This is a genomic window from Streptococcus sp. 2342 (genome assembly GCF_013276795.1).
Lineage (GTDB): Bacteria > Bacillota > Bacilli > Lactobacillales > Streptococcaceae > Streptococcus.
This window is the reverse complement of the sequence record NZ_VMLR01000003.1, coordinates 306734-321605: the sequence shown is the minus strand read 5'-3', so window position 1 is coordinate 321605 and position 14872 is coordinate 306734. Positions and strand designations below refer to the sequence as shown.

Below are 14872 nucleotides of genomic sequence, written 5' to 3'. Positions count from 1 at the left end.
GCTTGCAGGGAAACACTTATCTTCTAGTATAGTGCAGAAAAAGAAGGCCGTCAAGCCTTCTTTGGATTTATTCTTCTGCTTCGTCTTCTGTAAACTGACTGTTATAGAGGTCAGCGTAGAAACCAGCTTGCGCCATCAGCTCATCATGATTTCCTTGCTCGATGATATTGCCATCTTTCATGACGAGAATCAAATCAGCATTTCGGATGGTAGACAAGCGGTGGGCGATGACAAAGGAAGTTCTTCCCTCCATCAAACGATCCATGGCTTTCTGAATCAATTCCTCTGTACGGGTATCAACAGAAGAAGTCGCCTCATCCAAAATCAAGAGTGGCGCATCTTTTAACAAAGCACGAGCAATAGTTAAGAGTTGTTTTTGCCCGACAGACAAGGTCACTGTATCATCCAAGACTGTATCGTAACCATCTGGTAGTGTCATAATAAAGTGGTGAATCCCTACAGCCTTGCTGGCTTCAATCACGCGCTCATCACTGATACCTTTTTGGTTATAGATAAGATTGTCGCGAATGGTTCCTTCAAAGAGCCAAGTGTCCTGCAAGACCATTGAAAAGGCATCGTGTACTTCCGAACGCTTCATCTCTTTGGTATCCACACCATCGATGCGGATACTTCCCTTATCAATCTCATAGAACTTCATCAAAAGATTGACAATAGTTGTCTTACCAGCCCCAGTCGGTCCGACAATCGCAATCTTTTGACCTGCATGAGCGGTCGCAGAAAAGTCATGGATAATAGTTCGCTCTGGTGTGTAACCAAAGGAAACTCTATCAAAGACCACTTGACCTTTCACATCGCTCAATTGTCTTGCTTTATAGAATTCATCTTCCATCTCCTCTTCAGCTAGAAATTCAAAGACACGTCCCATGGCCGCACTAGCCTGCTGAAGACTGGTAATTCCTTGGGCGATTTGTGAAAGAGGTTGAGAAAAGATACGAACGTAGGCCATAAAGGCAACGATAATCCCGATACTGATGTGTCCATTTAAAGCCAAGGCTGCACCAACGATAATCACCAAGGCATAGCTAAAGTTCCCAATAAACATCATAATCGGCATCATAATCCCTGAAATAAACTGAGATTTCCAGATACTATCATACAGACGATTGTTTAATTTCGCAAACTCTTCTTTCGTACTCTCGATAGCATTGTAACTGGTCACCACATTATGGCCAGAGTACACTTCCTCCACATAGCCATTGACAGCTGCCAAATCCTGTTGCTGACTCTTAAAGAAGCCCTGGGATTTGCCCATAAAGACAGACACGAAAGCAAAGCCAACAAGAGTTGACACAACCGTCACCAAGGCCAAAATCCAGTTCATCCCAAACATGGTTACCAAGACTGCTAAGACCAGTAAAGTGGATGAAAGAACTGTTCCCAGACTTTGATTAAGGGACTGGGCTGCAGTGTCAACATCATTGGTCACACGAGACAAGGTATCTCCTTGAGAATGTCCATCAAAATATCCCAATGGTAGGCTATTGATTTTCTCTGCAATAGCTCTTCTCAAACGCTCTGAAAAACGTTGAATGGCTGTTGTAAACAGAAAGGCCTGCAAATAATTTGATAGAAGTCCAATCACATAAATCACGGCTAAAAAACCACCAATAGCTGCAACCGCCACGACATCCACACTTGTTTCCAGACCACTGGCAATAATATTAGTCATTTCCTTGATGCGGGTTGGACCATATACAGTAATGATATTGGATACGATTGTTGCTAGAAAGGCTATCAGAAGGGCAAACTGGAGGCCTGCAAGATAGGGTTTACTCTGTTTCCAGAGATACATTTTCTTATTTTCCATGTTCCAATTCCTCCTTCGATAGTTGTGAATAGGCAATTTCTTGGTAAACTTCGTTATTAGCTAGAAGTTCCTTGTGGGTGCCTTGTCCCACGACTTTACCTTGATCCAAGACCAAAATCAAATCAGCATCCATAATCGTTGAAATACGCTGTGCGACGATAAGCTTGGTCATAGACTTGGTTTTCTCTGCTAGCTCTTGGCGTAGGACACGGTCTGTCTTGTAGTCCAAGGCTGAGAAGGAGTCATCAAAGATGAGGATTTCTGGCTTCCGAGCCAAGGCACGCGCAATTGCCAGACGCTGTCTTTGACCACCTGAGAAGTTGGTTCCTCCTTGGGCCACTTCTGACTCTAAGCCCTCTTCCTTGTCTTCGATAAAGTTCTTAGACTGGGCCAATTCCAAGGCTTGCCACATAGATTGCTCACTAAGTGGTGTTTCTTGACTCTGTCCAAAGTCTAGATTGCCCTTGACATTACCTGAAAAGAGAACCGCTTTCTGAGGAATATAACCAACCTTGTTGCGCAAATCTTCTAAGGCATAGTCTTGAACATTGACACCGTCCACCAGAATTTCTCCTGCTGATACGTCATAGAAACGTGGAATCAGATTGACCAGAGTTGATTTACCAGAACCTGTTGACCCAATAAAGGCCACTGTTTGACCAGCTTCTGCTCTAAAGCTAACATGCTCGATAACCGCCTCCGAATTTGCCGCATAGCGGAAGGTCACATCCTTAAATTCGACCTGACCTTTGAGGTTTTCATCAGCCAGCTGCACTTGACCAGGGTTTTGGATAGACGAATGCAAATCTAAAACCTGATTAATCCGCTTAGCAGAGACCATAGTTCGGGGAAGAACGATGAAGAGTGCTCCCATGAGAAGGAAGCCCATGACAACCTGCATGGCATAAGACATGAAAACAATCATGTCACTAAAGAGAGGCAGACGTGCTGTCGGAGCAGCATCGTTGATTACATAGGCCCCAATCCAGTAAATAGCCACACTCAAACCACTTGAAATCCCCATCATGATAGGGTTCAAAATAGCCATAAGACGGTTGACAAACAAATTCAAGCGTGTCAATTCATCATTTGCTGCTGCAAATTTTTCATTTTGGTATTCTTCAGCATTGTAGGCGCGAACGACACGAATACCTGTTAAACTCTCACGAGTGATACTGTTCAGTTTATCTGTCAGCCCCTGAATCAAGGACTGTTTTGGAAAGGCTAGCGTCATCAAAACTGTCGTCATCAGGACGTTGACAATCACTGCCACAAGTACGGCCCAGAGCCAGTATTCCGAATGACCTAAAATCTTCCCAATAGCCCAGATAGCCATAATTGGACCACGTGTTACCACTTGCAAGCCCATGGTAATCAACATTTGAACTTGAGTAATGTCATTGGTGGTACGAGTTAAAAGACTGGGAATAGAGAATTTCTTAATCTCTGTCTGCGAGTAATCCAAAACTCGGTTAAAAATATCACTTCTCAACCTACTAGTATAAGAAGCCGCCACTCGGGATGCAAAAAATCCAACTGCAACTACGGACAAGAAGGCAAGAAAGGACATTCCCACCATCATGCTTGCCGGCTGCCACAACTCATCTAAATTAGTTCCTTGACTACCTAGCAAATCCGTAATTTTCGAGATATAGGTCGGCACTTCCAACTCTAGATAGACCGAAAAGCAAGTAAATAGAATGGCTAGTAAAATCATCCCCCATTCTTTTCTACTAATTCGTTTGGCTAATTTCTTCATTCTCTCCTCCTATTCCCTTGATATTTGCCTGTAGTTGACCGAGAACTTTCTCAAAAATCAGTAATTCATCTTCATCAATGTCTTCCATCAACTGCTTGTCAATTCGTTCAAAAAAGGCCTTAACCTGCTGCATCTGAGAACGAGCTTTGTCCGTCAAACGAACAAATTTTGCCCGCTTATCGCTAGGATTCGCCTCCAATTCCACCAAACCATTTTGCACCATACGCTTGACCAAATTACTAGCAACAGACTTGGTAATATTGAGTTCCTGCTCGATATCTTTAATCAAGACCAAGTCTTGGTTTTTCTCACGATTATCCAAAAAACGCACAACCTGACCTTGAGGCCCACCCATAAATTCAATACCACAACGTTTGGCTTCCTTTTGCACCATCAGGTGAATCTGATGACCAAAACGCTTAAAGACTAACATCGGTTTATCCATACTAACTCCTTTCTAACTATCACATTTAGTTCTCCTAGGAACTAAATAAGTTTTCATGAGAACTATTTTACCACTTTGAAAAGAGATGTCAAGAAAAAGTTTCCTAGAGAACTATTTTCTTGATTCAAAAAATCCCAAGTGATTTTTTCACTTAGGATCATGTTCTCTAGGTTAAATTAGAACCCGTCTACATTTGTGTAGATTTTTTGTACGTCTTCGTCGTCTTCAAGGACACTGTAAAGTTTTTCAAAGGTTTCAAGGTCATCGCCTGACAATTCCACTTCTGACTGAGGAATCATTTCCAATTCAGTAACTTGGAATTCTTCGACACCTGACTCACGAAGGGCAACGATAGCCTTATGAAGATCAGTTGGAGCTGTGTAAACTGTGATTGTACCTTCTTCTGCTTCTACGTCGTCCACATCAACATCCGCTTCGAGCAACTGCTCAAAGACTGCGTCCGCATCTTCACCTGCAAATACGATAACTCCCTTGTTGTCAAAGAGGTAAGAAACAGAACCTGAAGCACCCATGTTTCCGCCGTTTTTACCAAAGGCTGCACGGACATTAGCCGCTGTACGGTTAACGTTTGAAGTCAAAGTATCCACGATCAACATAGAACCATTTGGTCCAAAACCTTCGTAACGTCCTTCTGTAAAGGTTTCGTCTGTGTTTCCTTTAGCCTTGTCCAAAGCTTTATCGATAACGTGTTTTGGCACTTGGGCTTGTTTAGCACGGTCGATAACGAATTTCAAGGCTGAGTTTGATTCTGGATCCGGATCACCTTTTTTAGCTGCTACATAGATTTCTACACCAAATTTTGCATATACTTTAGAGTTAGCTCCATCTTTAGCCGTTTTCTTGGCTACGATATTGGCCCATTTACGTCCCATTAGGAATCTCCTTTTTTCACATTTTAATCTTTCTTATTATAACACAAGTTTTTTCGATTTTCACTAGAGGAAACGGATTTTATTAGCAAATACAGCTAGGAGAGCACTTTTGTTGCCAATATTTCCTTGCCTTTCCATCATTATCAACATTCAAAAAACAAACTAGACCATTATCTGAAAATAGAAAATCTCAGCCAAGTTTGACAAAGTCCGCTCAAGCTACTGTTTTGAGGTTGTAGATATAAGCGATAAAAACCATTATACTGCACCTTTTGTTGACAGTCTACTCCAGACATATCATAGTTCAAGTAAATACTTTGAAATTCAACAGTTCTTATAGGCACTATTGTATTCTAAGAAATCAATAGAAGAGTTTCTAAACAAAACCATAATTTATGTGTTCTTGAAACAGAAATTTATGCTCTTTTTGATTTCACATGATACTGAAGTTAGACTAGTACAACGGCACTTCTAAAACAAGTAAAAGGTAGCTAATTCCCTGTATAGCAAGGAGTTTCACTACCCTTTTTACTTTTTCTTACAGCCCCTGTTTGATAGACTCATTTTAACATCACGAGCATGCTCCAATGGAAATCGCTAGGCAAGAGATAAACTTTCAGATATTCGCAGAGAGATCATCGCCTCTTTTTGTCGCAAACATTCTTCCCCCCTAATCATTTTCTACCTTATCCTCTACCTGAGGATAGAGAGTCGTTCCCCAAATAGAAATCGTCCGCTTACGCACTAGGGGCAAATCGGTTTTTTCATAAACCGTACGCCACCATTCCCAGGCAAGTCCGGTACACTCTCTAATTTTGATAGAGAGATTGCGAACATTCCCTTTTAAAGGAATACTAGTGGTAAAGTGAGCCGTCAAATCCTGGCCATTTCTGTCCCAAGCCTTAGGAGTCAAGATTTCCTTACCTTGATTATCATAGGATAATTCATCCCAAGTAATGTAATATTGGGCAACATAGGCACCGCTATGATCCAAGAGTAAATCTCCGTTTCTGTAAGCTGTCACCTTAGTCTCAACATAGTCTGTACTGTTTTGAAAGGTCGCAACTACATTGTCCCGTAAAAAAGAAGTTGTATAAGAAATCGGCAAACCTGGATGATCGGCTGTAAAGCGACTGCCTTCTTGAATCAAGTCCTCTACCATATCCACCTTGCCTGTTACAACTCGGGCACCCGAACTCGGGTCGCCCCCTAAAATAACCGCCTTCACTTCTGTATTGTCCAAAATCTGTTTCCACTCTGTCTGAGGAGCTACCTTGACTCCTTTTATCAAAGCTTCAAAAGCAGCCTCTACTTCATCACTCTTACTCGTGGTTTCCAACTTGAGATAGACCTGACGCCCGTAAGCAACACTCGAAATATAGACCAAAGGACGCTCTGCAGAAATTCCTCTCTGCCTCAAATCCTCTACCGTTACAGTATCTTGAAACACATCTCCTGGATTTTTAACAGCATCTACGCTGACTGTATAATAAATCTGCTTAAAATTAACAATCTGAATCTGCTTTTCGCCCGAATGGACAGAGTTAAAATCAATATCAAGAGAATTCCCTGTCTTTTCAAAGTCAGAACCAAACTTGACCTTGAGTTGTTCCATGCTGTGAGCCGTGATTTTTTCATACTGCATTCTAGCTGGGACATTATTGACCTGACCATAATCTTGATGCCACTTGGCCAACAAATCGTTTACCGCTCCGCGAACACTTGAATTGCTGGGATCCTCTACTTGGAGAAAGCTATCACTACTTGCCAAACCAGGCAAATCAATACTATAAGTCATTGGGGCACGATCGACCGCAAGAAGAGTGGGATTATTCTCTAACAAGGTCTCATCCACTACGAGAAGTGCTCCAGGATAGAGGCGACTGTCGTTGGTAGCTGTTACAGAAATATCACTTGTATTTGTCGACAGGCTCCGCTTCTTTCTTTCGATAACAACAAACTCATCGGGTAACTGATTCCCCTCTTTGATGAAACGATTTTCAATACTCTCTCCCTGATGGGTCAAGAGTTTCTTTTTATCGTAATCCATAGCTAGTATAAAGTCATTTACTGCTTTATTTGCCATCTTCTACCTCCTAATAAGTTCCTGGATTGAGTTGCATAAACTCAGACTTGTTCAGTGAAATCAGCTGTGGTTGGACTAAGTGATCCAAAACTTCCTCGTATAATTCTTCTGAGACATTGCGTCGCCGTCTGGCTAGATAAGAAGTCGGAATGACCGTATTATCCAACATAAATACCTTATCTAAGTCAATCAAAGTTGGTCTTGTAAAAGGATTACGAGCTAAATCCGGCTCTTCTATCATAAAGTTCTTGACCAAACGTCTGGTCAAGAGAGCTGGTTTGAAGGTCTGATTTTTAATCAACTCTTTGTTTTTAGTCATGCTGTTGTCAATACAGATATACATATGATTCTTCACAGCCAAATCGCTACTAATAGTCGGAAAAGGCAAATAAAGAGCTACAACATCTCCTCTCTTAATCAAGTAAGAGCACCCCCTTTTCTCCTAATGTAACATAGACAGGATTGACCAAGTCTTCTGATTGACTCAGAATTTCCAAAGTTTGAGTTTGGCGCGCTGTCAATTTAGTAGCATCTTGTCTCTTCAATACAAAATGCTTGTCGCCAATTACCTTGACACTATAATCCTTCTCCAAAGCTGACTGGTAAATCCACATCAGATATTGTCTGTCCTGAGAACTCAAGAGAGAAGGATGTTCAAGTCTCCCGATAGTCTGATAAAAATCAAAAACAGGAGCCAAAGATTGCCAATCTGACTGGCTAGTTGTCAAGGCTAGAAAAAGAGCTTTGCGAGCTGATACTTCTTGGTTAGCCTTGAGAGTTACTTTTCCCTCCAAGTTTTTTAGAAAGTGGGAAACTCCAGAAAGCAAATCTTTCTCTAACTGCGAGAAATAAAAACCTTGCCTTCCCAGACACAAGTCTCTCAAGTCGCTTTCTCTAGCAAATAAGAGTTCAAATAGTTGATAGTAAAAGAAAAATATCTGGCACTGAGTCGCGCTCATCTCTTCTTTATTGGATTCTTTTTTTAACCAGAGTAAGGGCAATAGGTAGCTGGATTGAAACATTTCCTTCACCTCCTACTCTTTTTTCCCTGGAGCATCTGCACTAGCTGCCACTTCTTTTGACTGGATACTTTCCCACTGGTTGATTTCCTCTGAGATAAGACTTTCGCATGTCTTGACAAATAGGGCAAAAGCCTTGGTTTTTCCTGCATATTTCTCCGTTTGGCATTGATAAAGGAATTTTTCTCTCTCCAGGAGTTGCGCAGTCTTTTGGTAAGAAATCCAGTGTTCCTTTGCATTATACAAATTGAGAATCCCCTCACACAGCAAGCCTAGACTGGACAAGGCAACCGAAATCAAACGGTAGCGATCACCTGGCATAGGAATAGCGCAAAAAACAGCTATCAGGAAACCTGCCACAATTTCTGTTATTTTTAATACCTTATAGCGTCTACGATGTTGAACACTTTTCTTTAAAAAATGAGCTATCTGTACATCCAATCGATCTGTCAGGTACATTTCTTCTGGCGTCATGTTCGTAACCCCTTTCATTTACTTTGATAATCATAGTATAACATATTTGAATGTCAAAGTATAGTAAAAACTGGACTATAGCTTATTATAAAATCCAAATATGAAATGTTTATGAAATAAGGGAAAAGTATCACAAAAAGGATGGAACAAAAAGTTTCAAAATGATAAAAACGCATAATACCTTGCCTTAAAAAGCTTGATATTATGCGTTTTATCAGAGAAAGATTTTCTGAATGTTCACCTCAGATTGAGTTTTTCCAACATTCTATCAATCACTATTCTAGCTAGTTTCCGACTCATCTAAGCATTGCTTATCTTAACTGAGCAAGAATAGCTTTGAGTTTTTCAATCAACTCATCTTCTGTGTGGTCAGACTCTTTCTCATTGGCTAGGAAGGCAACTGCTTGAGCGAGAGCTTCTCGTGCTTGGTCGAGAACTTTGGCATCTACACTTGTAAGGTCGCTTTCTTGCAGAACCTTAGTCAATTCCTTGGTCAATTTCTTGAGTTCTGACTCTTTCTTACGACGAGCGATGAGGAAGAGAAGGAGACCAAGAAGGGCGAGTAGGCTGCCAATCATCGTACCGTACGGAAGATGACCTTGCTCTTTGCTTGTTTCTTTCCTTTCTTCTTCATCCTTAGTCGTTTGCTTGCCTTTCAAGGATTCGAGAGCTTCTTTGATCTTAGCAGTAATCTCTTTCAAGCCTGCCTCTGTCAAGTCAGCATTTCTAAGGGCTTCTTGACCCTCTCCGAGAATGACCTTCGCAGCGTCAATGACAGATTGATCAATACCATCCAAGTCTTTCAAACGAGTTTCCAAGTCTTGAATCAAATCTCTTAAGACTGATTTATCAACCTGTTTCTCTTGACTCGATTGAGTGCCACCAGCAAAGGTTACACTTCTCCGGTTACGGGTTGGTGGTGTCACACTGGTGTTAGTGTTGCCACCGTTATTAGTGTTGCCACCGTTATTAGTGTTGCCACCATTGTTGGTGTTGCCACCAGCGTTAGTGTTGCCACCATTGTTAGTGTTGCCATCGGTGTTAGTGTTGCCACCGTTATTAGTGTTACCACCATTGTTAGTGTTACCACCATTGTTAGTGTTGCCACCGGTGTTAGTGTTGCCACCGTTATTAATGTTGCCACCATTGTTGGCGCTTGCTGTGGCTGTGACCTTATTGATTTCACCAATACCAGCAGCCTTCGCTTCATCTACTTTAGCTTTCGTATTTGCTGCGTCAACATTCGATTTCGCTGCTTTTAGGGCTTCGTTGACTTTCTTAACTGCCTCAGCTTTCTCTTCCTCTGTTAAGTGGTCAATACGGTCGAACGATTCCCTCTTAGTTGTTGCTGCTTGCTCTAACTCCTGAATCGCCCCATCCCTATCAATCGGATCTGTAGCTTGAATACTTCTGTCCGACAAAGAAGAAACGTAATCATCTTTTGGTCTTTCTGTTCCTTGATAAACAACTGCTAAAATTGCTCTCAAAGATTCTGTCCCTATTCTATTTTTTTTATAATCAGCTGGAGTAAAGATAGCAGTCCCATCACCTCGAACTAATGTTACAGCAACAACTTCATATCCTTCTGCACGAGGATTTAACCAGTCATCTCTATCGTGACCACCTTTAACTAAAAAAGCTTTTACCTGTGTTCCAGATTGAATATGAGAGCTTGGTAAATTTCCTGGCATTCTCACTGTAACTATTGGCTTCTCATTTGCTTTTTCTTTTAAATCTTCACTACTCGTATCAAAGGTAACTTTAGGAAGATGAAAATTAAGTGTTAATTCTTTTTGTACCCTGTGACCATTTTCAGCAATTGCGGTGACAACTATTCGTCTAGTACCAAAAATATTTTTTGGTGGTGTCCCAGTCGCTCTCAGTATCGCTTTCCTAGTCCCTTTGTTCTCTAAATTAACTTTCAAATTCAGGTCTTCCAAACCACTCACAGTGATTTCGCGAATAGGCGAATTATCTGATTCTGCCAGCCAATATAAGTTAAAGCCAGAAATAGAGGTATTATTTTGAAAATACTTCGCATCTCTCCCATCAAGTACATCTGTACGATTTCTGCCTGACCCACTTCTGACACCAAAACCAACTCTAAGATTTGAAGATATGGTATCTCTCTTACCTCGAGAATGCGAGGAGAAGCTCCCACCATTCTTTAATTGAGTTGCCTTTTTATACTCCTCAAGTGCAGCATTAAAGACATCCTGATTGACAAGCCCATTTTCTGATTGTCCCAATGCTTCGTTGAGTTTATCGTAAGCTTCCTTGAGTTTTTGGACTTGTTCTGGATTTTCAGTGCTGGTCTTCAGTTCTTGGAGGAGATGATGGATTTTTTCCGATAGAGGATAGCTACCTGAACCATTTGTGTAGTCTGTAGCTTCCTCCGCCGTTTCCTTGGTTTCTTGATTTTCTGCTGGTGCTAGCATTGCAGGAGGGGTTAGTTGTCCTCTGCGACCTCGCCCCCGTCTGGGAGTTGGGCTTACTTCACTTGTAGTCGCGCTCCCTCCTTCCCCAAGCTGAGCTGGGGATGTGAGTCCACCAGCCAAAGCCTTGTTGACCTCCTCAGTCAAGGCTTTCATGACTTGAACCTGGGCATTAACCTCCTCTTGACTGGAGTTTGGATTATCAAGAATAGCTTTAGCTCTTGCTAGACTCTCCTCTACACGAGCATGGAGTTCTTTCATAGAATCCAGAGTCAGATTGGCAAGTAAAGCTTGTAGACTAGTTTGAGCAGATTGGGCAAGCGACTTATCTACAACTATACTGATTGCCTCTGCTTGATTCTCTTTCTTACCTTCTTCGCTATCTTTTACTAGAGACTTGTTTTTATCTGAACTTTCTTGATTGCCTTGGGTAGAAGGCTCTAGCTGGTTGGGATTTTTACCAGAAGTTTTTTCGCTTAAAGCCTCAGCCCCATCCGAGGAAGAACTTATAACATCACTGGTTCTAGCCACTTCGCTCTCTGTAGCTGGAGAAATATCAGGCGTTTGCGCCTGTACTGTCCCATTGGCAAAAAACATCAGCGCCGCAACGGCAACGCTGGCAGCACCAAAGTGGTACTTCCTTATTGAATAACGGAAAATTTTCTCTCCATTACCATCATTCTTTTTCTTGAACATAAGTGAATCCTTTCCTTGCCTGAGAGCTTCCCTGAGCTTAGAAAGCGCGCAAAAAGCCGACAGACGATAATATATCAACTCTATACTAACACTTCTGACATACAAATCAACCCCCTCGCTGATAGTATAGAGTCAGAAAATGCAAGAGAAAAGCGACATTATATATATATATATATATATATATGCACAGACGTATAAAACCTTTTGATACAGCCTATTTTTTAACAAAGATACAAGAGTTATACTACATTTATATATGCACAACATCATCTGCACCATTTTTACGATATTATTACATTTTAATTACAAACTCATTTCGAAATATATGATGGAAACCTGAGTATTTTATAGTAATTCCCTTCCTATCAATTAGATCAACCAGTTGAGTGTTGAATGTTGAAACACCCTAGCCTCAGCAAAGGACTATGAGCAGCATTTCCTAGCCACTAGGACGCTCCAAACCACCTATTTAAGTCCATCATCATAGCTTGGTCGGTAAAATACAGACTGCAAGGCGACGCTGACGGGTTTGATGAGATTTTCATTGAGTATAATTTTAACTTCTTACTTTTCATTCCTATTCCTTAAATAAAAAGCTCACTAAAAAAGTGAGCAACATTTCCAATGAGATACTTCTGTTGACGAGCGCGTCTCTCCGCCCCCTCATTGCCTTGCGAAGAGGCTTGGCGAATCGAAAGGAGGTGTTTTTTCCTGTTTTCAATTCTACTTATTTTTGTACATTTTTTTAATTTTATCAAACAAAAAAACGCAAGCCGAAGCCTGCAAAAAGTTTTTTTTATAACCATTTAATTTCTTTCACATCTGTTTTACGAACTTTAGCATATTTCTTAGCGCTTGTAAAATGTAGAGTAACCGGTTTAAACACTCCACTTTTATCTCTTCGTAAACCTAAAATTGCGGATCTTTTGTTTCTATCTTCAAAAAATATGACGTCCAACTTCATAGTGTTTTTAGATAAATCTTTGGCTAGGATACAACAACTTGTTATCTTAGAATAGAAGATATCACCGATAAAACTATACAAAGATATCCTTTCTATAACATCGTTGTACATGGGATTATTTTTATATTCTTCCAAAATAAAAACACCAGCTTGAATAGCAGGTATTGTTTGACTAGCATAATCTCGTGTGATTTTGTGCAAGCCAAATAAATGATGTAAATCAGTCAAGCAAAAATCTACTTCGAAAGTCTCTAAATACTTATAATTCGTTGATACTTGACATGTTTTTCCATCGAATTTCTCTTGATAATCTAAAATACAATCAAGTAATTTCAACGACAAACTCCATATTTTCTCAAAATAAAAAAAAGCACGGGGCAGTTCTCACTACTGCCCAAAGTGGATGATTAGAGTCGGCTTCTCTAACTCCCTATGTTGTGCTTATTAGGCTTATCGCAAGGGAACAGTTTTTAGCTCTGCCAAGCCACATAGCGTGCTTACTACTATGTGTCCATGTCTCCATGGATTGCCGAGCGGTTTAACGACGTTTTGGGAGTCGGGATAACGAGAAAAGTGATACTTTTACGTTTTTTCCAACTTAATTATGACATCTTTCTTTAAAAAAGTCAATATTTATCGCTTTCCTTAACGAAAAAAATCCCACAAGAACGAATCCTGTGGGGAGATACACATTTTAGAAAAGCTTTCCTTTATTCTACTATTTTTCTTGTATTTTATCATTCAGTATGATAAAATACAAGTTTTTTGATAAAACAACTAAAAACTACTCGCTATCCCCTCTCACATCACCCCACATATCGTTTGATATGCGACTGATAGTTCAGGAAAACTTCAAGGACAACTTTTCTCTCATCCCCTATGTAGGTCATCTCTACTCTTATAGGCTCAATTTGACACTTTTCTTCTTCGAATTGCTCATATACCTACTGAATAGTGAGTTCGATTTATCCAAATTTATTTTTGTCTATTTTGATGAACACTTCCACGAAGATAGTCTGAAAAAGAATCCGCCCCAAGTTTCCTTCTTTTTTTAATCATATTATTCCAAATATTATTCCCCTCTTGTTCAGTAATTAATTTTGCCTTAAAGGCTTCAACCAGTATATCTCCTGTTGTCATATGTTCTAAAGAAAATTCTTCTACATATGGTTGAACATCTCTTAGGTTATTACTTCCTAATATCCCATTATGCTTTTTCGCTAAGGAAATAGAAGCCGCTTCTCCCTTACCAATAACCTTGTTACTATCATGATTTCTTGTTAAATCTCTATATAATGCGTATTCCTCAGTTCCAATGTCTATGCTCACAATCTCAGCTGAACCCTTAGCTACCAACTGGTCTATCCTAGATTTTAAATGGGGAATTGTAGGTATATTGATTTCATCATACACCTCTTGTGGAATAACAATTTTACCCGAATAGAGCTTTTCTAAAAGATGTTCAGTGCCAACCCATAAAAATGCTGAAATACAATCTGTATCAATAAATACACGACTAGTCAAACGACAACTCCCCCTCTTCATCTAGCCCATATACAATATCATATCTGAAAGCATCTAGTAGCAGTTCCTCATACTTCCCTTGCGAAATTCTGTTATTTTCTAAAAGTTGTTCAGTCGATTTAATATAGTGTCCTAATACCATTTCCTTTTTACTTTCTGACAAAGGACGATATAAACTTGTATCATAGCCTAATCTTGAAGCTGTCTCTATAACACTAATATCCATATTTTTAATTTCTTCTGCGTCAAGGTATCCATCATTCCGCAATCTATATAACATAGCTTTATGACTGATACCATAAAACTGACCTAATTTTATAATATCTTCTACTTCAAGATGAGTTCTATTGGCATTTTCTCTGATTTCCTCAACCATCCTATACAGTGAAGATGGGGAAATTAAAAAATAAGAAGCAAACTGATCCGCTTTTCTTTCAGTTTCATCTCCTTCACCAATCAAGATAAGACTGACTGAACTCTTCTTCACCTCATCATAATAAAGATGATACAGTTCATGTGCTAAAGAAAATCTTTGTCTTCCTAATGACATGTCTGAATTGATTACAATGAGACTGGACTGAGTTCCTTTATAACAGACTCCGCTAATATTCTTTCCGAGTCCATAAAATACCAGCGTCAAATTTTCTATCTTTTGTACCAATTTAAAAATATCTATCGGCGCTTCACCATCAGCTCCCAACTTTTTTCTAAGATTTGAAGCTTTATTACTTAAATCCATTTTATCAATC

At 40.1% G+C, this 14872-nt stretch carries 11 protein-coding genes and 1 pseudogene; all 12 read right to left on the bottom strand.

The window, feature by feature from the left end; translation table 11 throughout:
- Positions 1-67: 67 nt before the first annotated feature.
- The 12 genes and pseudogenes from HT689_RS04080 to HT689_RS04010 all read right to left on the bottom strand — a co-directional run bounded on the left by HT689_RS04080 (position 68) and on the right by HT689_RS04010 (position 14862).
- Positions 68-1828 carry an ABC transporter ATP-binding protein gene (locus HT689_RS04080; RefSeq protein ID WP_173226180.1) on the bottom strand — a complete coding sequence of 587 codons (1761 nt, stop codon included), beginning with the start codon at positions 1826-1828 and terminating at the stop codon, positions 68-70.
- Positions 1818-3587 (bottom strand): ABC transporter ATP-binding protein, encoded by a 1770-nt coding sequence (locus HT689_RS04075; protein WP_173226178.1) that lies wholly within the window; start codon positions 3585-3587, stop codon positions 1818-1820. Before HT689_RS04075 ends, HT689_RS04080 begins: the two co-directional genes overlap by 11 nt.
- Positions 3562-4032, bottom strand: a complete 471-nt coding sequence (locus HT689_RS04070; protein ID WP_173226176.1) for a MarR family winged helix-turn-helix transcriptional regulator — start codon at positions 4030-4032, stop codon at positions 3562-3564. Before HT689_RS04070 ends, HT689_RS04075 begins: the two co-directional genes overlap by 26 nt.
- 176 nt (positions 4033-4208) lie before the next feature.
- A complete protein-coding gene (locus HT689_RS04065) occupies positions 4209-4925 on the bottom strand; it encodes a YebC/PmpR family DNA-binding transcriptional regulator (RefSeq protein WP_000532883.1) in 717 nt (238 codons plus the stop codon).
- Between the two features lie 670 nt (positions 4926-5595).
- Positions 5596-7011 (bottom strand): cholesterol-dependent cytolysin pneumolysin, encoded by a 1416-nt coding sequence (gene ply, locus HT689_RS04060; protein WP_173251347.1) that lies wholly within the window; start codon positions 7009-7011, stop codon positions 5596-5598.
- A 10-nt stretch (positions 7012-7021) separates the two neighbouring features.
- Positions 7022-7432 (bottom strand): hypothetical protein, encoded by a 411-nt coding sequence (locus tag HT689_RS04055; protein ID WP_000595753.1) that lies wholly within the window; start codon positions 7430-7432, stop codon positions 7022-7024.
- The gene (locus tag HT689_RS04050; protein WP_173225250.1) at positions 7425-8033 is read right to left on the bottom strand and encodes a hypothetical protein; all 609 of its coding nucleotides are present in this window, start codon (positions 8031-8033) and stop codon (positions 7425-7427) included. Before HT689_RS04050 ends, HT689_RS04055 begins: the two co-directional genes overlap by 8 nt.
- Before the next feature lie 12 nt (positions 8034-8045).
- Positions 8046-8504, bottom strand: coding sequence for a DUF4231 domain-containing protein (locus HT689_RS04045; protein WP_138699800.1), 459 nt, complete (start codon positions 8502-8504; stop codon positions 8046-8048).
- 311 nt (positions 8505-8815) lie between these two features.
- The gene (locus tag HT689_RS09715) at positions 8816-11635 is read right to left on the bottom strand and encodes a DUF1542 domain-containing protein (protein WP_240148083.1); all 2820 of its coding nucleotides are present in this window, start codon (positions 11633-11635) and stop codon (positions 8816-8818) included.
- A 796-nt stretch (positions 11636-12431) separates the two neighbouring features.
- Positions 12432-12935 (bottom strand): PBECR4 domain-containing protein, encoded by a 504-nt coding sequence (locus tag HT689_RS04020; RefSeq protein ID WP_173251833.1) that lies wholly within the window; start codon positions 12933-12935, stop codon positions 12432-12434.
- A 765-nt stretch (positions 12936-13700) separates the two neighbouring features.
- A pseudogene (locus HT689_RS04015) lies at positions 13701-14123 on the bottom strand (hypothetical protein); the annotation flags it as partial.
- Positions 14116-14862 carry an ImmA/IrrE family metallo-endopeptidase gene (locus HT689_RS04010; RefSeq protein ID WP_306291438.1) on the bottom strand — a complete coding sequence of 249 codons (747 nt, stop codon included), beginning with the start codon at positions 14860-14862 and terminating at the stop codon, positions 14116-14118. The gene HT689_RS04010 and the pseudogene HT689_RS04015, both read right to left, overlap by 8 nt.
- Between the last annotated feature and the right edge of the window lie 10 nt (positions 14863-14872).